This is a genomic window from Tardiphaga sp. 285_C5_N1_2 (genome assembly GCF_052076065.1).
Classification (GTDB): Bacteria; Pseudomonadota; Alphaproteobacteria; order Rhizobiales; family Xanthobacteraceae; genus Tardiphaga; species Tardiphaga robiniae.
In genome coordinates, this window is record NZ_CP197241.1 from 1,797,636 (window position 1) to 1,816,000 (window position 18,365).

General features: G+C 62.5%; 19 protein-coding genes and 1 tRNA gene. 15 read left to right on the forward strand and 5 right to left on the reverse strand.

Translation table 11 applies throughout. The features are described 5' to 3' along the window. Positions 1-85: 85 nt before the first annotated feature. Entirely contained in the window at positions 86-1,705 is a 1,620-nt protein-coding gene (locus AB7951_RS08410; RefSeq protein ID WP_120292632.1) for an ABC transporter substrate-binding protein, read from the forward strand. On the opposite strand, the gene AB7951_RS08415 is transcribed toward AB7951_RS08410, so the two are convergent. Continuing rightward, positions 1,702-1,932, reverse strand: a complete 231-nt coding sequence (locus AB7951_RS08415; protein ID WP_120292630.1) for a hypothetical protein — start codon at positions 1,930-1,932, stop codon at positions 1,702-1,704. The two genes, AB7951_RS08410 and AB7951_RS08415, sit on opposite strands and share 4 nt — an antisense overlap. Before the next feature lie 169 nt (positions 1,933-2,101). Here AB7951_RS08415 and AB7951_RS08420 point away from each other — a divergent pair, with 169 nt between their 5' ends. Continuing rightward, positions 2,102-3,727 carry an ABC transporter substrate-binding protein gene (locus AB7951_RS08420; protein WP_120292628.1) on the forward strand — a complete coding sequence of 542 codons (1,626 nt, stop codon included), beginning with the start codon at positions 2,102-2,104 and terminating at the stop codon, positions 3,725-3,727. 212 nt (positions 3,728-3,939) lie between these two features. Then, on the forward strand, positions 3,940-4,137 hold the full coding sequence (locus AB7951_RS08425; protein ID WP_089264937.1) for a hypothetical protein: 198 nt from the start codon (positions 3,940-3,942) through the stop codon (positions 4,135-4,137). Positions 4,138-4,148: 11 nt separating this feature from the next. Here the strand turns inward: AB7951_RS08425 and AB7951_RS08430 are convergent, their stop codons facing one another. Next, complete coding sequence (locus AB7951_RS08430) at positions 4,149-4,706, reverse strand: cupin domain-containing protein (RefSeq protein ID WP_120292626.1); 558 nt, start codon at positions 4,704-4,706, stop codon at positions 4,149-4,151. A 329-nt stretch (positions 4,707-5,035) separates the two neighbouring features. Between AB7951_RS08430 and AB7951_RS08435 the strand changes: the two genes are divergently transcribed. The 8 genes from AB7951_RS08435 to AB7951_RS08470 all read left to right on the forward strand — a co-directional run bounded on the left by AB7951_RS08435 (position 5,036) and on the right by AB7951_RS08470 (position 12,881). Continuing rightward, positions 5,036-5,383, forward strand: a complete 348-nt coding sequence (locus tag AB7951_RS08435) for a RidA family protein (protein ID WP_120292624.1) — start codon at positions 5,036-5,038, stop codon at positions 5,381-5,383. A gap of 138 nt (positions 5,384-5,521) precedes the next feature. Continuing rightward, positions 5,522-6,838, forward strand: coding sequence for an MFS transporter (locus tag AB7951_RS08440; RefSeq protein ID WP_441255733.1), 1,317 nt, complete (start codon positions 5,522-5,524; stop codon positions 6,836-6,838). A gap of 87 nt (positions 6,839-6,925) precedes the next feature. Continuing rightward, positions 6,926-7,447 (forward strand): MOSC domain-containing protein, encoded by a 522-nt coding sequence (locus AB7951_RS08445; RefSeq protein ID WP_120292620.1) that lies wholly within the window; start codon positions 6,926-6,928, stop codon positions 7,445-7,447. Then, positions 7,444-8,400, forward strand: a complete 957-nt coding sequence (locus tag AB7951_RS08450; RefSeq protein ID WP_120292618.1) for a PDR/VanB family oxidoreductase — start codon at positions 7,444-7,446, stop codon at positions 8,398-8,400. The genes AB7951_RS08445 and AB7951_RS08450 overlap by 4 nt, the downstream gene beginning before the upstream one ends. Positions 8,401-8,678: 278 nt before the next feature. After that, a complete protein-coding gene (locus AB7951_RS08455) occupies positions 8,679-9,707 on the forward strand; it encodes a 2-keto-3-deoxygluconate permease (RefSeq protein ID WP_120292616.1) in 1,029 nt (342 codons plus the stop codon). Between the two features lies 1 nt (position 9,708). Then, positions 9,709-10,971 (forward strand): four-carbon acid sugar kinase family protein, encoded by a 1,263-nt coding sequence (locus AB7951_RS08460; RefSeq protein WP_120292614.1) that lies wholly within the window; start codon positions 9,709-9,711, stop codon positions 10,969-10,971. Further along, the gene (pdxA, locus tag AB7951_RS08465; protein WP_120292612.1) at positions 10,968-11,969 is read left to right on the forward strand and encodes a 4-hydroxythreonine-4-phosphate dehydrogenase PdxA; all 1,002 of its coding nucleotides are present in this window, start codon (positions 10,968-10,970) and stop codon (positions 11,967-11,969) included. Before AB7951_RS08460 ends, pdxA begins: the two co-directional genes overlap by 4 nt. Before the next feature lie 147 nt (positions 11,970-12,116). Next, complete coding sequence (locus tag AB7951_RS08470) at positions 12,117-12,881, forward strand: DeoR/GlpR family DNA-binding transcription regulator (RefSeq protein WP_120292610.1); 765 nt, start codon at positions 12,117-12,119, stop codon at positions 12,879-12,881. 4 nt (positions 12,882-12,885) lie between these two features. Here the strand turns inward: AB7951_RS08470 and AB7951_RS08475 are convergent. Continuing rightward, positions 12,886-12,971: transfer RNA gene (locus AB7951_RS08475), tRNA-Leu, on the reverse strand. Between the two features lie 148 nt (positions 12,972-13,119). Between AB7951_RS08475 and AB7951_RS08480 the strand changes: the two genes are divergently transcribed. Continuing rightward, entirely contained in the window at positions 13,120-13,536 is a 417-nt protein-coding gene (locus AB7951_RS08480; RefSeq protein WP_120292608.1) for a twin-arginine translocation pathway signal, read from the forward strand. A gap of 10 nt (positions 13,537-13,546) precedes the next feature. Here the strand turns inward: AB7951_RS08480 and AB7951_RS08485 are convergent, their stop codons facing one another. Then, positions 13,547-14,713: an FAD-dependent monooxygenase gene (locus AB7951_RS08485; protein ID WP_120292606.1), complete on the reverse strand. Its 1,167-nt coding sequence runs from the start codon at positions 14,711-14,713 to the stop codon at positions 13,547-13,549. 9 nt (positions 14,714-14,722) lie between these two features. Further along, positions 14,723-14,968 (reverse strand): zinc-finger domain-containing protein, encoded by a 246-nt coding sequence (locus tag AB7951_RS08490; RefSeq protein ID WP_092146933.1) that lies wholly within the window; start codon positions 14,966-14,968, stop codon positions 14,723-14,725. 229 nt (positions 14,969-15,197) lie between these two features. Between AB7951_RS08490 and AB7951_RS08495 the strand changes: the two genes are divergently transcribed. From AB7951_RS08495 to cysE, 3 genes are all read left to right on the forward strand, one after another. After that, complete coding sequence (locus tag AB7951_RS08495) at positions 15,198-16,406, forward strand: hypothetical protein (RefSeq protein ID WP_439061762.1); 1,209 nt, start codon at positions 15,198-15,200, stop codon at positions 16,404-16,406. 67 nt (positions 16,407-16,473) lie between these two features. Beyond that, the gene (locus AB7951_RS08500; RefSeq protein ID WP_120292604.1) at positions 16,474-17,226 is read left to right on the forward strand and encodes an alpha/beta fold hydrolase; all 753 of its coding nucleotides are present in this window, start codon (positions 16,474-16,476) and stop codon (positions 17,224-17,226) included. 226 nt (positions 17,227-17,452) lie between these two features. Beyond that, positions 17,453-18,280, forward strand: a complete 828-nt coding sequence (gene cysE / locus AB7951_RS08505; RefSeq protein WP_068736178.1) for a serine O-acetyltransferase — start codon at positions 17,453-17,455, stop codon at positions 18,278-18,280. Positions 18,281-18,365: the final 85 nt, after the last annotated feature.

Sequence of the window (18,365 nt, forward strand, 5' to 3'; positions counted from 1 at the left end):
CGAAGGCGCCTAAAATTCTATCGCGTTGCATAATCGATCATCGATCGATGGTCAGATTCCAGTCAGGAGAGATTGAGTGTCCTACATGTCACGTTGGCAGCATTCTGCGGCCTTCACGAAATTTGCGCTGCCCGGTCTGGCGGTCGCCGTTGCGCTCGCGCTGCCGGTGCTGTCGTCGCCCGCGCATGCTGCAGGCAAGACCATCACTGCAGTGATGCATTCCGATCTGCGTGTGATCGATCCCGGTATCACCACCGGTTATATCGTCCGCGACCACGGCTACATGGTTTACGACACGCTGCTCGGCATGAACTCGAAATACGAGATCAAGCCGCAGATGGCCGACTGGAAGGTCTCCGACGACAAGCTTGTCTATACATTTACCCTGCGCGACGGCCTGCTGTGGCATGACGGCAAGCCGGTCACCGCCGAAGACTGCGCCGCGTCGCTGCAGCGCTGGGGCCGCAATGACGGCATGGGCCAGAAGCTCATGGATTTCACCAAGAGCATCGAGGCGCCCGACGCCAAGACCATCGTGCTGACGCTAAAGGAGCCCTACGGCCTCGTTCTGGATTCGATCGCCAAGCCATCGTCGCTGGTGCCGTTCATGATGCCAAAGCGTCTGGCTGAGACGCCCGCCGGCAAGGCGATCGCCGAGCAGGTCGGTTCGGGTCCGTTCAAATTCGTGCAGTCGGAATTCCAGCCCGGCGTGAAGGCCGTCTACGAGAAGTTCAAGGAGTACAAGCCGCGCTCCGAACCGACCGACTGGCAGGCCGGCGGCAAGGTGGTGAAGGTCGATCGCGTTGAATGGATCACCATGCCCGATGCACAGACCGCGGTGAATGCGCTGCAGTCGGGTGACATCGACTTCATGGAAAATGGTCCCTACGACCTGCTGCCGGTCCTGGCGAAGGATCCGGAGCTTAAGATCGAAGTGCTCAACCCTCTGGGCTTCCAGACCTTCGGCCGCATGAACTTCCTTAACCCGCCCTTCGACAATCCGAAGATTCGCCGTGCCGCGTTTTTGGCAATGAGCCAGAAGCCGGTGCTGGATGCGCTGGTTGGCGATCCCAAATATTACAAGGTCTGCGGCGCGGTGTTCGGTTGCGACACGCCGAATGCGACGGATGTCGGTTCGGAAAGCCTTGTGAAGGGCAATGGCGTCGAGGAAGCCAAGAAGCTGCTCGCCGAGGCCGGTTATGACGGCACGCCGGTGGTGATCATGGCGCCGACCGACGTGACCACGTTGAAGGCGCAGCCGATCGTTGCGGCGCAACTGCTCCGCAATGCCGGCTTCAAGGTCGAAGTGCAGGCCACCGATTGGCAGACGGTGCTCAGCCGTCGTCCGAGCCAGAAGCCCATCAAGGAAGGCGGCTGGAACATGTTCTTTTCGAACTGGGTCGGTGCCGACATTCTCAATCCCATCAGCAATGTCGCGACCTCCGGCCGCGGCAAGAGCAATGGCGGCTGGTTCGGCTGGAGCGAAGATGCCGAGCTGGAAATGCTGCGCGACAAATATGCGCGTGCGACCACGCCGGAAGAGCAGAAGAAGCTCGCCGCCGAGATCCAGCAGGAGATCTATGACAAGGTCATCTACATCCCGCTCGGCGAATACAAGGTGCCGAGCATCTGGCGGACCTCGCTGACCGGCGTCACCCAGGGCGCTGCCATTCCGATGTTCTGGAACATCGACAAGAAGGACTAACCGGCGCCGCTGTCGCGGTTCGTGTGAAGTAACAGAACGCCGGCCTGAGTGATCAGGCCGGCGTTCTCGTTTTTGCGAATGACCTCTCCACGAGCGATGCGTTCGATGGTCGCACCCATGATTGCCATGTCGCGTGCAGCGGGGTCGAGCATGCCGTTGACTGCGTGCGTGACTTGGCAGCAGCAGGCAATCTTCTTTGCAAATTGACGATGTGCATTGGAATGCATTCTGCAGCATGTGGATGTAGCGCGTGGAAAACGCGATTGACGCGCATCACGCTTGATGCAAGTCTTTGATGTCTAAAAGATAAAGGCAACGCGTGGTCGCGCCTAAATTTCTATCGCGTTGCACAAGCAATCATCGACCGATGGTCAGTTTCAAGTCAGGAGAGATCGAATGTCCTACATGTCACGTTGGCAGCGTTCTGCGGCCTTCACGAAATTGACGCTACCAGGTCTGGCGGTAGCCGTTGCGCTCGCGCTGCCGGTGCTGTCGTCGCCCGCGCATGCTGCCGGCAAGACCATCACCGCAGTGATGCACTCGGATCTGCGCGTGCTCGATCCCGGCATCACCACGGCCTATATCGTGCGCGATCACGGTTACATGGTTTACGACACGTTGCTGGCGATGGACGCAAACTTCAAAGTTCAGCCGCAGATGGCGGAGTACAAAGTCTCCGATGACAAGATGGTCTATACTTTCACGCTGCGCGATGGCCTGAAGTGGCACGACGGCAAGCCGGTGACCGCGGAAGATTGCGCCGCATCGCTGCAACGCTGGGGTCGTAACGACGGCATGGGCCAGAAGCTCATGGACTTCACCAAGAGCATCGAGGCGCCAGACGCCAAGACCATCGTGCTGACGCTGAAAGAGCCCTATGGCCTCGTGCTCGACTCGATTGCCAAGCCGTCCTCGCTGGTGCCGTTCATGATGCCGAAGCGTCTCGCCGAGACGCCCGCCGGCAAGGCCATTCCAGAGCAGATCGGTTCGGGTCCGTTCAAGTTCGTGCAGGCTGAATTCCAGCCGGGCGTGAAGGCGGTCTATGAGAAGAACAAGGACTACGTGCCGCGCTCCGAGCCTGCGAGCTGGGCGGCCGGTGGCAAGGTCGTCAAGGTCGACCGCGTCGAATGGGTCACGATGCCCGATGCGCAGACGGCGGTGAACGCGCTGCAGTCCGGCGACATCGATTTCATGGAGAACGGTCCCTACGACCTGCTGCCGATTCTCGTCAAGGACAAGGACCTCAAGATCGAGGTTCTGAACGAGCTCGGTTACCAGACGTTGGGGCGTATGAACTTCCTGTTGCCTCCCTTCGACAACGTCAAGGTTCGCCGCGCGGCGTTCCTCGCGATGAACCAGAAGCCGGTGCTCGATGCGCTGGTCGGTAATCCCGACTACATGAAGATCTGCGGTGCCATGTTCGGCTGCGGCACGCCGAATGACACCGACGTCGGTTCGGAAACCATGGTCAAGGGCAGCGGCATGGCGGAAGCCAAGAAGGCGCTGGCCGATTCCGGTTACGATGGCACGCCCGTGGTCATCATGGCGCCGACCGACGTGTCGTCGCTAAAGGCGCAGCCGATCGTTGCAGCGCAGCTTCTGCGCGATGCCGGCTTCAAGGTCGAAGTGCAAGCCACCGACTGGCAGACCGTGGTGACGCGCCGCGCCAGCCAGAAGCCCGTCAAGGAGGGCGGTTGGAACATGTTCTTCACCAATTGGGTCGCTGCTGATATTCTTAACCCGGTTTCCAACGTCTCGACGTCGGGCCGCGGCAAGAATGGCGGCTGGTTCGGATGGTTCGAGGACGCCAAGATCGAAGAACTGCGCGACAAGTATGCGCGCGCAGCGACGCCTGCGGAACAGAAGGCTGCCGCTGCGGAAGTCCAGGCCCGTGCGCTCGAGCAGGTCGCGTATCTGCCGCTTGGCGAATACCGGATCCCCAGCATATGGCGGAAGTCGCTGACCGGCGTGCTGCCGGGCGCCGCCACTCCGGTGTTCTGGAACATCGACAAGAAGGAGTAACCGGCGCCGCTGCGGCGGGCAGGTTTGAATAAGAGAGCGCCGGCCTGAGTGATCAGGCCGGCGCTTTTGTTTTGAGGCAGGCTTTGCCCGTCCTGCGGTGTTGGTATAAACAGATTTAAAGTTGCTCTCGCCCACGCCCAATCTGTTCGACATGCCTGTGGGAACGAAGCGCAAAGCCCAGCCAGCAGCCGCTAGCAAGAAGAGATGGCCACATGACGTATGACGAGCGCGTTGAGCAGGCGATCATGGCCCATGACGTCGATGCGTTGATTGAATTTGCTTATGGTTATCCCTGCAAATGCACCACGCGCAGGGGCGAGCCGATGTGCGTCTGCAAAATGCAGGCACAGGCCTTGCGCAAGAAGGTCGCGCCGCGCGCGCTTTTCAGCGGAAGAATTGAACGCGTCTAGGAAACTCAGCGCTAGGGCGAGGCGGCGGACACGACCAGCAGCACGTCGGCCTTGGGCTTGCCGATGCTGCGCACCCAGTGCGGGGTCTCTCCGGAAAAGTACAGGCAGTCGCCTTTCTTCAGGACGATCTCTTCGTCCTCGATCTTGATCGCCATCTTGCCGCTAATCACGAACAGGAATTCCTCGCCTGCATGCGATGCGCGCGGCGCGAATTTCAGCGGCGGCCGGATCAGGAACGGCTCCATCATCTTGCGTGTGCGCCCCGCAGCCAGCGCCAGCAGATCGACGCCGTCGTCCTGCATGGGCGTTTGCTGTTCGTCCTGACGAAACAGCGTGTAGCGTGGCGCCGGCGTTGGATTGGGATCGAACAGATAGGTAACGTTGACATCGAGCGCGGCGGCGAGGCGCAGCAGCGCATTCACCGATGGCGTCTTCAAGCCGCGTTCGACGAGGGAAATGTAGCCACGCGTCAGCTCGCTCTGGGTGGCGAGCTGATCCAGCGTCAGTCCCTTTGTCGTGCGCAGCTGGCGCAGGTTGAAGCCAACCGCATTCTTGCTGACGTCGAGCAACGTCGATCTCCTGATGAAGTGCTTGTTCTTTTAGAGGGTGCGCGGCGGCGGTGGAAGGGCTGTCTCGCCCCTCTCTTTGAAAGCGCTCCAGACCGATGCCGGAGTGTTTCTGCTGGAAAACATTGCTGCAGATATTTCCAGCACGAGCAAGGATAATTTAAGCAAAAGTGGCCGGAAGTGCCGATTTATCGCCTGTCGTATGTGCATCGGCTGCTTTCTGCCGATTTAGGCATCAGATGCCGATTTTCGTGACGTTGATTTCCAGCAGTAAACATGTTGGATTTTGATGACGGGAATATGTCCTCAGAAAACGACACGAAGGCCGATATATGATCAAGCGTTTGAAGCCCGGCAAGCGGCTCAGCATGGCCACTGTTCATGGTGGTCTCGTTTATCTCGCAGGACAAGTGCCGGACGATCTGTCCGTCGGCGTCGAAGCGCAGGCCGCCGAAGTGCTCGCCAAGATCGATGCACTGCTCAGCGAAGCAGGTACCGACAAGTCATCAATCCTGAGCGCCACGGTGTGGTTGCCTAACATCGGCGATTTCGCAGCTTTCAATACGATCTGGGATGAGTGGGTGCCGGCGGGCGCATCGCCCGCGCGCGCCTGTATCGAAGCACGGCTCGCCAATCCGTCGATCCGCGTCGAGATCGCAGCCATTGCTGCGATTCCCTAAGCGTCACCATCGCCTGCGCTGGGGCGACTGAAGCAACAGCGAAAGTTCACGAGAAGACCCGGACTGCGCCGCGAGATGTCGTGGCACGGAACGAGCCCATGCGCCTGAAACTGAACATGTCTTTTGAAGGAGTGAACGATGACCGTCGCAGAAGAATTCAATGCAGTTACGACTGCCGACCATCCCGACGACGCAGTGTTGCGCAAGATCGTCTGGTCCAGTGTGATCGGCACCGCCGTCGAGTGGTATGACTTCCTGATCTACGGCGCAGCGACCGCGCTGGTCTTCAACAAGGTGTTTTTCGCGGCGGGAGATCCGGCGCTCGCGACCATCGCCGCCTTCGGCACCTATGCGGTCGGCTTCCTCGCGCGTCCGCTGGGTGCGGCGATCTTCGGTCATTATGGCGACCGTGTCGGCCGCAAGGCGATGCTCGCTATTACCATCATGGTGATGGGTCTCGGCACTTTCGCGATCGGTCTGCTGCCGACCTATGCACAAATTGGAATCGCGGCGCCGATCCTGCTCATCGCGCTGCGCTTCCTGCAGGGCATCGGCCTTGGCGGCGAATGGGGTGGCGCGGTTCTGATGGTGGTCGAGAATTGTCCCACGCATAAACGCGGCTTCCTGGGCAGCATGGTGCAGGTCGGCAATCCCGTCGGCAATCTCGCGGCCATCGGCATGTTCGCGCTGGTCTCGCAACTGCCCGAAGAAGACTTCATGAGCTATGGCTGGCGCATTCCGTTCCTGATCTCGATCCTTCTGGTTGGCGTTGGCCTCTGGATCCGCATGAGCATGGAAGAGACCCCCGCGTTCCGCGCGCTGAAGGCCAAGAATGAAGTTGCCAAGATGCCGATCGTTGAAATCTTCAAGTATCACCGCCGTCCGTTCTTCACGGCCGTCGGTCTGAAGATCTCGGAGATCGCTTATGCCTCGATCGCCGGCGTGTTCATCATGTCCTATGCGACGTCGAAGCTCGGCCTGTCGCGCGGGCTGGTGCTGAACGGCGCCTTCATCGCATCCTTCGTTGCACTGTTCTCGATCCCGTTGTTCGGCTGGCTGTCGGACAAGGTCGGGCGCAAGGCGATGTTCTATGCGAGCTGCCTCTTTTGCGCGGCTTTCGCATTCCCGATGTTCTGGCTGCTGGATACGCGCGATCCGACCATCGTGATCCTCACCATCGTTGTCGCGATCTCGTTCGGCCAGATGGTGATGTTCGGCATCGGCGCGCCCTGGTACTCGGAGCTGTTCACCGCGAAGCTGCGCTATAGCGGTGCGTCGCTCGGCTTCCAGGTCGGTGCGGCCATCTCGGGCGGTCTCAGCCCACTCATCGCGGCGTCGCTCATGACGTGGGCCGGTGCGACCTGGCCGGTGTCGGTGTTCCTGATCTTCTGCGCCTGCATCACCGCCATCGCGACGTCCTTTGCGCCGGAAATGGCGAACAAGGAACTGACCTGACGGCAACGGGGCGGCAGTACGGCTGCCGCCCCATATGCCTGCCTATCAATGACTGCGATGATGATTTCCGCAGAAGGGATATGAGCGATGCTCGATACGTTGACTGCCAAACCTGCACCCGGCTCCGTGGTCCCGTCATGGACCGGCGTGGTGCGCTATCTCCACATCACGCCGCGCGCATTCCTGCCGATGCGCGAAATGCCTGAGCTCACGCTGGTCGCCGGCAAGGGCATCGAGGGCGATCGCTACATGATCGGCCGCGAGGAGGGCTTCTATTCGCACAAGCCTGAAGAAGGGCGCCAGGTCACGCTGTTCGAATATGAGACGCTGGTAGCGCTCAAGCGCGATCACAATATCGATCTGGGTCCCGAGGAACATCGGCGCAATGTCACCGTATCCGGCGTGCCGCTGACGCATCTGGTCGGTCGCCAGTTCTGGCTCGGCGAAACGCTGCTGGAATCGACGCGTTTGTCGATCCCGTGCCGGCATATCGAGGAGATCACCGGCAAGGCGATCTTCGATCCGCTGATCAACCGCTCTGGCCTCAACTGCAAGATCCTGCAGGGTGGCACCGTGCGCGTCGGCGATGCCGTGCGGAATGTGCAATGACCGCGGTGCCGATCACCAAAGTCAGGACGATCGTCGAGCAGATCGAGGACGGGGGCCCGGGCATCAAACTGTTCTCGCTGGTCGATCCCGATCACTGGGAGCTGCCGCCATTTCGGCCGGGTGCGCATATCGATCTGCATCTGCCCGGTGGATTGGTGCGGACTTATTCGCTCTGCAACGATCCGGCCGACGACAAGCGCTATGTCGTGGCAGTGAAGCGCGAGGCCGAAGGGCGGGGCGGTTCGATCGTGCTGCATGACGCGGTCAAGGTCGGCGACACCATCGGCGTGACGCTGCCGCGCGGCGGGCTCGATCTATCTGCGGATGTGACGCGCTTCACCTTCATCGGCGGCGGCATCGGCGTCACGCCGTTCCTGTCGGCGGCGGTCTGGCTCAAGCGCACCGGCCGTTCGAAATTCACGCTGCACATGATTGCGCGCGGCGAGCCGCCACTCGCCGATCTGCTCGCGCCGCTGCGCAAGTCCGGTCATGTGGTGATTCACGACACGTCGAGCGGGCAACGCCCGGATATCGCGGCACTGGTCGGCCGGCCGCTGTCGGACGTCGCGCTCGCCTGCTGCGGTCCCGACGGCATGATCGACGACTTCGAACAGGCGTCGCGCGACTGGCCCGCCCATCGCGTTCATATCGAGCGCTTCGTGCCGCCGCCGCTGCCGGTCGACCCCGACGCGAAGCCCTATGTGCTCGCGCTCGCAAAATCGAACCGGGAAATCACCGTGGCCGCAGGGCAGACCATGCTGTCGGCGCTGACAGATATCGGAATCGACGTGCCCGCATCCTGCTGCGGCGGCATCTGCGGCTCCTGCAAGGTGGACTGGCTGGAAGGGCAGCCCGTGCATCGCGACCGCGTGCTGTCGCCGGCGGAGCGCGAACGCAGCCTCCTGGTCTGCGTGGCGGGTTCCGCTGGGGATCGTCTGGTTCTCGATCTCTGACGTCCTGATCTGACGGCCCAACAGGCGGCAACGGTCATCCGTTGCCGCCTGTTTGCGTTCAATCGAGGGGCGCGACCTTCCGGTCAGCGAAACGCCCGCTTTGGATGGCTTACAAACATACCTTGATGGTTTAACTAATTTTTAGAAATTGCGCAATTTGCGCAAAAAGTGTTTGATGGATGCGCAATTTGCGCATATTGGGCGGCGTGCGCAGGGGCTCCTGAGGGAAATTGCGCAGAATAATCAGTGACGCGCAGGATGCGGGAAGGAAATAGACCATGCAGATTCCAATTAAGCGGGCGATTGAGAAGGTGCCGGGCGGCATGATGACGGTGCCGCTGCTGATCGGCGCGCTGTTCGCGACCTTTGCCCCCAACACCCCGAAATTCTTCGGCTCGTTCACCGGCGCGCTGTTCTCCGGCGGCGCTCTCAGCATTCTCGCCGTGTTCTATGTGTGCATGGGCGCGAGCATCGACTTCAAGGCGACGCCTTACATCGTGAAGAAGGGCGGCGCCCTGATGATCGTGAAGGTCGGTACCGCCATCGTCCTCGGCCTGATCTTCGGCCGCCTGCTCGGCGAAGCGCCGATCACGGCCGGCATCTTCGCAGGCGTCTCGACGCTGGCGATCGTCGCCGCAATGAACGACACCAATGGCGGCCTCTACATGGCGCTGATGGGCCAGTATGGTCGTCCGCGTGACGTCGGTGCCTACAGCATTATGACGCTGGAAAGCGGTCCGTTCCTCACCATGGTGACGCTCGGCGTTGCCGGTCTGTCGTCGTTCCAGTGGCCCGCGCTCGTCGGCGCGATCCTGCCGCTGGTTGCCGGCATGATCCTTGGTAATCTCGATCGCGAGTTGCGCGACTTCCTCAGCAAGGCCGTGCCTGTGATGATTCCGTTCTTCGCCTTCGCGCTCGGCACCGGCCTGAACCTGACCCAGGTCTGGCAGGCTGGTCTGCTCGGCGTCGGCATGGGCGTTGCCGTCGTCATCGTGACCGGCATCCCGCTGTTCTTCGTTGATCGTCTCACCGGCGGCAACGGCGTTGCGGGTGTTGCTGCGGCGTCGACCGCCGGCAATGCGGCGGCTGTGCCTGCGATCGTCGCTGCGGCCAATCCGGCCTATGCGGCTGCTGCCGGCCCGGCGACCATCCTCATCGCGGCCTGCGTGGTCGTGACGGCGATCCTGACGCCGATCCTCACCTCATGGGTTGCCGGCATCGTCGGCCGTGATGTCGAGCCGGAAGCGGAGGCGACGACGCCTGCTGCGCCAAGCGTCGCATCACCCGCACCAGTGGCTGGGCGCTAAGATGACGGGTCGCTGGCTGATCCTCGCTGACGATCTTACCGGTGCAGCGGACTGCGCCATCGCCTTCGGTCGTCGGGGCCTTGCGGCTGCCGTGACCTGGGGCGAGATCGCAGGCGCCGGGGTAAGTGCCGGGGATCGCCAGCATCCGGTTCTCTCCTATGATGCAGCGAGCCGCGGCCTTACGGCTGAGGCCGCTGCGCGTCGGCACGCCGAGATATTGCAACAGTTGATGGAGCCCGGTCGGCTCCTGTTCAAGAAGATCGACTCGACGCTGCGCGGCCAGCCGGCTTCCGAGACGGCCGCTGCGCTGGCGCATCTCAAGGCGCAGTCGGGTTCGGCCTTCGGCATCTTCGCGCCGGCCTTTCCCGCGACGAACCGCACCACGATCAATGGCCGCGTCGTCGTTGGCGGTCGTCCGCTGGAAGAAGCCGAGGTCTGGAAGCGCGATCACACCTACGACAACGCCGATATCGCCGATGTGCTGGCCTCGGCCGGTGTGCGCAGCGAGAAGGTGCTGCTCGAAACCATCCGCGGCGGCGATCTCAAGGCTCGCCTTGCGCGTATTGCATCCGCTGACAGCGTTGTTGCGATCTGCGATGCGGAGACCGAGCAAGACCTGCATCTGATTGCGGAAGCCAGTCTGAAGATTTCACCGGCGACGCTGTTCATCGGCAGTGCCGGCCTCGCGCATGCACTGGCTGAGCTCGATGACGCCAGCTCTGCCGAGAAGCTCGAAATTCCGACTAGCACATATGGCACCCTGATTGTTGTCGGATCGCTCGCCGGTGCATCGCGCTCCGCAGCGCGCAAACTGGTCGCGAGCGGCACCGTGACCCATCTGCCGGTTACGCCGGAAGTTCTGCTCGGCGACAAAGCCGGGCAGGCGGCACTGGCCACCCGCGTGACCGAAGGACTGTTGGCGGGCGGTGATGTGCTGGTCGAGATCGTGATGGATGACAATCCGAAAATGTCGCTCGGTCCGCAGCTCGCGCAGAATCTCGCCGATGCCCTCATGCCCGTGGCGTCCAGCATCGGCGCCTTTGCCGCAACCGGCGGCGAGACCGCGGCGGCATTGCTGTCGCGCTTCGGCGTCAACGGCATCCGTCTGGCCGACGAGATCGAGCCCGGCGTTTCGCTCGGGCTGACACTTGGCGCATTGTCCGTTCCGATTGCAACCAAGGCCGGCGCCTTTGGCGACGAGAACAGTCTGATCAAAATTCACGAACGTCTTCACACCGTCCGAACCCAAGGAATCTTCACATGACCCGTCCGACCATTGCGATCACCATGGGCGATCCCGCAGGTATCGGGCCTGAGGTCATCATGAAGGCCTTCGCCCATCCGGAAATGCTTGCGATGTGCAATCCGCTGGTGATCGGCGATGCCAATCGCCTGCGCAAGGCCGGCGAGATTGTCGGCGCCAGGATTGGCGTTGACTCGCTCAGTGATGCAAAGGCTGCGAATTTCGCGTCGAAGAACGTCCAATGCGTGGATCTGAAGATCGTTCCGGATGATCTTCCATTCGGCCAGATGTCGCCCATCGCGGGCGAGGCGGCCTATCGCTACATCGAGAAGGCTGTTGAAGTGGTGCAGTCCGGCTTTGCGCAGGGCATCTGCACCGCGCCGCTCTCCAAGGAAGCATTGCATGCCGCCGGCCACAAATATCCCGGCCATACCGAACTGCTCGCGCATCTGACCGGCACGCCGGAAGTGTCGATGATGCTGGTATCGCCGAAGCTGCGCGTGATTCACGTGACGACGCATATCGGCCTGATCGACGCCATCAAGAAGATCGAGCCCGGCCTGGTCGAACGCGTCATCACGCGTGGCCATGAAGTGCTGGTGAAGGCCGGTATCAAGAATCCGAAGATCGGCGTTTGCGCCATCAACCCGCATGCCGGCGAGAACGGCCTGTTCGGCTATGGCGAGGAAGCCGAGAAGATCACGCCGGCCGTCGAAGTCTGCCAGAAGAAGGGCTGGGACGTCCGCGGTCCGCTGCCGGCCGATACGCTGTTCTTCCTCGCCGGCCGCGGCGACTACGACATGGTGGTCGCGATGTATCACGATCAGGGCCATGGTCCGATCAAGGTGTTGGGTCTGGAATCCGGCGTGAACATCACGGTTGGCCTTCCTGTCATCCGCACCTCGGTCGATCACGGCACCGCCTTCGACATCGCCGGCAAGGGCATCGCCGATGAGCGGAGCCTTCTGGAGGCATTGCGGCAGGCGGTGGATCTCGCACCGGGCGCCAAGGCGGCCTGACAATCTCCGTCATGCCCGGCCTTGTGCCGGGCATCCACGTCTTGTTACTTCGAAGACGTGGACGGCCGGGACGTCAAGCGAAGCTTGCTTCGCGCTGCCCGGCATGACGAAACGCTGGTAAATACCAGCTTGATTGGCTGAGGTTCGATGTCGATGCGCAGCAAGGAGCGGCACGCCCGCCTGTTGGACGCCCTGAACGCCGGCGAGATCGATGTCGACGATCTCGCACGGCGCTTCGGTGTGTCCGGGTCCACCGTGCGGCGCGACCTGCAGCATCTCTCGAAGAACAACGCGGTTCGCCGCACTTACGGTGGCGCGATTCTCACCGGCCATGTCGCAGAGACCACGCTCGACCAGCGCTTCGCGGTCCAGGGCAAGGAAAAACAGGCCATCGCGCGCGCCGCGATCGACCTGATCGAGGACGGCGATACGCTGATCCTCGATGCCGGATCGACGGTCGCCGCTTTCGGCAAGCTGCTGCTGCAGCGCCGCCTGCGCATCATCACCAACAATATCGCGCTGCTGCCGTTTCTCGCCAAGGCGCCAAGCATCGAACTCGTGGTGCTGGGCGGCGCGCTGCGCTCGACCAGCATGAGCACCATGGGACCTCTGGCCAGCGAGGGACTGCGCCGGCTCACGGCCGACCGCGCCATCATGAGCGCCGACGGTGTCGTCAGTGGTCGTGGCCTCTGCGAAGCGGATCTGGATCAGGTCGCCTTGAAGTCCCTGATGATGCAGCAGGCCAAGGAGGTCATCGTGCTCGCCGACGCCGGCAAGCTTGGCCGCGCCGAACAAGACGCCTGGGCGCCGCTGCCGCCGCGCTGGACGCTGGTGACGGGCGCCGGTGCGCCTGCGGAGCAGCGCAGGCTGATGGAGAGTGCAGGGGCGCGAATCGTGGTGGCTGGCGTCTAGCCGCTGGTGCCCCCTGCCGGACTCGAACCGGCACGCCCAGAGGACTCAAGATTTTAAGTCTTGTATGTCTACCAATTCCATCAAGGGGGCAGGCCGCGCTTCCTTACCTTTAAAATCGCCAGTCGCCAAATCGCTTGCGAGATCAGGCAAATGGCGGGCGGGGGCGCAGCTTCGGCCTCAATCCGGCCACCGGCGGCTGCTTTACGCAACTTCAATAGTACCCGGCTAGAAAGTCCCGATGATCGTTTCTCCGTCCCGTTTCCGCCTGCCGCTGCGCGCTGCCGCGATGGCGTCGTTGCTCGTTCTGGCCGGCTATCTCGGCGGCTGCGCCAGCATGGGCGATGGCATGGTGTCGGGCGCCTTTGTCGATCCTGCGAAATATGACCTCTATGACTGTCCGCAGCTTGAGACCGAGCGCAAGATGCTTGCGATGCGGACGGCCGAATTGCAGGGACTGATCGACAAGGCGCAGACCGGCACGGGCGGCGCGGTGGTCAGCGAACTCGCCTATCGCAACGATTACATCTCGACGCGTGCGCAGGCCAAGCTGGCGGAAGAGAACTGGCAGAAGAGCAAGTGTGTGGCGAGTGCGCCGAAAGCGCCGGCGGCGTCAGAACCCATTACGCCGCGCAAGCGGGCTGGCGTCCGCTCCTGAGCCATCCGGTTCAAAGCTTCCAGTTATAGATCCAGTCCTGCCGCGCCTGCAGACGTTCTGCACCGAGCGCGCGCATGGCGAGGTCGCGCGCTAGCGCCATGGGGCCACGCAGATGATAAATCTGGCCGGATTGCCGGGCGGTGCGCTGTATCAGGCCGACGCGTGGCTGGCGCAGCGCGGCGTAGCGCGCCAATGCGGGCGCGATCGCTGCGGCATCGTGGCCAGCGGCGGCAAGGCACTCCGCCAGCACCGCCGCATCCTCGATGGCCATGCCCGCGCCCTGCGCGGCGAAAGGCAGCATCGCATGGGCGGCATCACCCAGTAACGCCACGGATCCCTCATGCCACATGCCGCCATCCGGCATCGTGAACAGCGGCCAGCGCCGCCAGTTATCGACGCTCTCGATCATGGCGCGTGCATTGGCGGGCCAGCGCGACGCTGCAAAATGTTGGCGGATCTCGCTGGCGTCGCCGGTATCGCTGCCGCCCGGCTGCATCGCGGCGCCGGGCACGATCGCGACCATGTTGATCCGTTCGCCCGATGACACCGGATAGACGACGAGATGGGCCTTCGGCCCCATCCAGAGCTGGACGCCATGGGGGACCAGGTCGCTTTTCAGCCGGCTCGTTTCCAGCGTCCCACGCCAGGCGATGAGACCGGAGAAGTGCGGCTGCGTTTCGGGAAACAGTTGCCGTCGCACGAAAGACCACGCGCCATCGGCGCCGATCAAGGCCAGCGCCCACTCGCCGTTGACGATGATACCGGCGGGCGTGGCGCGGAGGTTGTCCACGGGACAACCGAGGCGCAGTTCAATGTCGGGATGCGCGGTGACCGCGCCGAGCAATGCCGATTGCAGATCGGCGCGATGCACCAGCCAGTAGGGCGCGTCATCGCTTGCGCTGCCGAGTGGCAGGCGGATCACTTCGCCGCCGCTGCGCGCGGTCATGATGCTCACACTGGCCGGCGTCGTGACATGGGGCGCAAGGCGCGGTTGCAGGCCGAGGCCGATTAGTATGCGGGTCGCATTGGGCGAGAGTTGCAGTCCGGCGCCGGCCTCTTCGAGCCGTCTAGTCTTCTCACAGATGAGGACGCGAAAGCCCCGGGCGGCCAGCGCCAGCGCGGCCGTCAGTCCGCCGATGCCCGCACCAGCGATGACGATGGTGCGCGGCGCCGTCACGGCCGGAAATCAGGCAACCTTGTCTTTCACCACGCATTCCGGCGGACGTGACTGGCCGGCAGCGAGATCGGCGGCAAAGCGATACAGGGTCGAGCAATACGGGCAGATAATCTCGTTATCGTTGCCGAGGTCGAGGAAGACATGCGGATGATCGAACGGCGGATTGGCACCCACGCACATGAATTCCTGCGAGCCGATCTCGATGATCGGAACGCCGGCGTCATTGTGAAAGTGCGGAACCACGTGGTCGGACATCTTCTCTACCTTTGCTCGCAACAGCCGCGGGCGTATGAGCCGGCGCGCCATTCAGTGCGGCGCACCATACTGGTCCGGAACCATGATTCCTAGACCGTGCAGGGGTCATTCATCCGTACAAATTCGACACAATTCGGGTGTCTCCGAATAGCCCTTCTTTCGTCGGGGCAGTTGTGTCCCCGATGTGACGCACCATTTCTAAAGAGGTGCAAGGATAGGGTTTCCCGCCATGTGGTTCCGGCTCGACACAGCTTTGACGGGGGTAGCGGTCTGCGCGACCGCTGGACTGCTGTTGTTGCCGCATGCGCGCGACGCCGGCGCCGTGCTGGCCGCGCAGGACGACCCCGTCGCTCTAGCCGATGCGCAACTCAGCTCTGCATTGCGGAATGATCCCGCGGTGCTGGCCCGCAATATCGAGGACGCGCTCGCGGCCAGGGATGCCGACCTCGCCAAGAGCTTTGCTGATGTTGCGGCTGCCAGACATGTTCAACTGCCGGGCGACCTTTCGAGGCGCGTGACCGAGGCGGTTGCGGACGAGAATTCCGCTTCCCATTTCGCCAGTCGTTTTGCGGCTGGCTTTGTCACCGGCACTGCCGACGATGTCGGCAGCCTGTCCGGCACCGTTGCCGGCGACCTCTTCGTATTCGGCGATATTCGCGACGTGGTACGTGAGGGCAAGCACATGGCGATGGGTGAGGACACCGATCACCTCATCCTCGGCCTGGCTGCCGCAGGCCTCGCTGTTACCGCAGCGACCTATGTCAGCGTTGGCGGCGTCGCGCCGGTGCGTGCGGGCCTCACGCTGGTGAAGGATGCGCGCAAGGTCGGGCGGATCGGCGAGGGGCTCACCACCTGGGCGGCGCGCTCGGCGCGCGGCGTGGTGGACGGGCCGATGTTGCGGGCTGCGGTGGCCGATGCCTCGCTGCTGCGTCCGGGCCAGACCATCACCGCGGTGAAGGCGGCGTTCCGCACCGAGAAGGCGGGCGGCATCGTGCGTCTCGCCGGAGATGTCGGCCGTGTCGGCGAGAAGGCCGGCACGCGCGGCGCGCTCGATACGCTGCGTATCGCCCAGAGCCCGAAGGACGTCACGCGCGCGGCGCGACTCGCCGAAGTCAAAGGCGGCCAGACACGCGCGATCATGAAGATGTTCGGCCGCGGTGCGCTGCTGCTGGCGGCTGGCGCGTTCAATCTTTCGATGTGGGTGTTCTGGGCATTGTTCGCGCTGCTTGGATTTGTCGTGTCGATCAAGGCAACCACCGAGCGCATCACCTGGTCGTGGCTGCAGCGCTCCAAGGCGAGGCGCGCGCGCCGCGACCTGGCGGTACGACAGGACGCTGTGCTGCAGGACATCTCACGCAAGGACGCATTACTCAGGGACATGGCTCTCCGCCATCCAGCGCCGGCTCACTCACTGGCGCCGGTGCTCGTCCACGGGTAAACTGCGCGCTTCCCATCACCATTCATTCTCTCAATCACCCCATCTCTCAATCGTAACGGAATTCTGGATGCCGAGCTTTCACAACGGCGCTGTCGAAATTGCTTATCTCGATGAAGGTGAGGGCGATCCGATCGTTCTCGTGCATGGCTTTGCATCGAGCAAGAACGTCAACTGGGTCTATCCGACCTGGGTGTCGGAATTGAAGAAGCACAATCGCCGCGTCATCGCGCTCGACAATCGCGGCCATGGCGATTCCAGCAAGCTCTACGATTCCGAACAATACAGCATTGGTGCGATGGCCGCGGACGTGCGTGCGCTGCTCGCGCATCTCGGCATCGCGCGCACTGACATGATGGGCTATTCGATGGGCGCGCGCATCACCGCCTATATCGCCTATAGCCATCCCGAATTGATCCGCAGCGCGATCTTCGGCGGTCTCGGCATTGGCCTTATCAAAGGCGGCGGTCCCGGCGAGAATGTCGCCCTCGCGCTCGAGGTGGACTCGCTGGACGACGTCACCGATCCCGTCGGCCGCACGTTCCGCGCTTTTGCCGATCAGACCCGTTCGGATCGCCGCGCGCTCGCAGCCTGTCTGCGCGGTTCGCGCCGGCTGATGACGAATGAGGAAGCCGCCGCCATCAAGGTGCCGCTGCTGATCGCGGTGGGAACGACGGACGAGATCAGCGGTTCCGCGCAGGAGTTGCAGAAGGTCATCGCCGGCTCTGAAGTGCTGGATATCCCGAACCGCGATCACATGCGGGCGGTCGGCGATCGCGTTTACAAGGAAGGCGTGCTGGATTTCCTGTCGCGCCGGCCGTGATGACAATTGGCGAGGGGCGCACCTTGTTTTGATCACACGAGCGCCCACTTCTGATGCACGCCCGGTTTGTGGGCGGACGGGGCTTTCGCCGGAAACGCCTGCGCTTTCAACGTGTTGGCAGGTGATTGTCGGGTAAGCCACCGTTCACGATGGCAGGAGCCGTGTCGCGACAGCGATGCGCCTTGTGCTATAATCGACGCCGTATTCAGGAAATTGCGAGTCCGCCATGGCCGTGCAGAGCATCAATCCGCAGAATTCAAAACTCGCAACGCTGGATCCGATCTGGGATCGCATCCGTTCCGAGGCGGAAGACATCGTCCATCGCGAGCCTGAACTCGCATCCTTCATCTATTCGACCGTGCTGCATCACAACCGTCTGGAAGATTCGGTGGTGCACCGCGTTGCCGAACGTCTCGATCATGCAGCGCTCTCGGGCGACCTGATCCGCCAGACCTTCGACGAAGCGCTGCGCGACGAGCCGGATCTTGGCAATGCGTTCCGCGCCGACCTCGTCGCCGTGTTCGACCGCGATCCTGCCACCACGCGCTTCATCGATCCGCTGCTATACTTCAAGGGCTTCCACGCCATCCAGGCGCATCGTCTCGCGCATTGGCTCCACAAAAAGGGCCGCAAGGACTTTGCGTGGTATCTGCAGAGCCGCTCGTCGGCCGCCTTCCAGACCGACATCAATCCTGCCGCCAAGATCGGCCGCGGAATCTTTCTCGATCACGCGACCGGCTTTGTCGTTGGCGAGACCGCTGTGATCGAAGACGACGTGTCGATCCTGCACGGCGTGACGCTCGGCGGCACCGGCAAGGAAAACGAGGACCGCCATCCGAAGATTCGCCACGGCGTGCTGATCGGCGCCGGCGCCAAGATTCTCGGCAATATCGAGGTCGGCCATTGCGCGCGCATTGCCGCGGGTTCCGTTGTCGTCAAGCCTGTGCCGCACAACGTCACCGTGGCCGGCGTGCCGGCGAAGATCGTCGGCGAAGCCGGCTGTTCGGAGCCGTCGCGCACCATGAACCAGATGCTGAACGCGATCGGGCTCTGATTTTCAGGGGCTGAGACTTCTGGGCTTGCGATTTGCAAGCGCTGATATTGCACGCGTTTTCGTTCACTTGTGGGATGGCGTGATT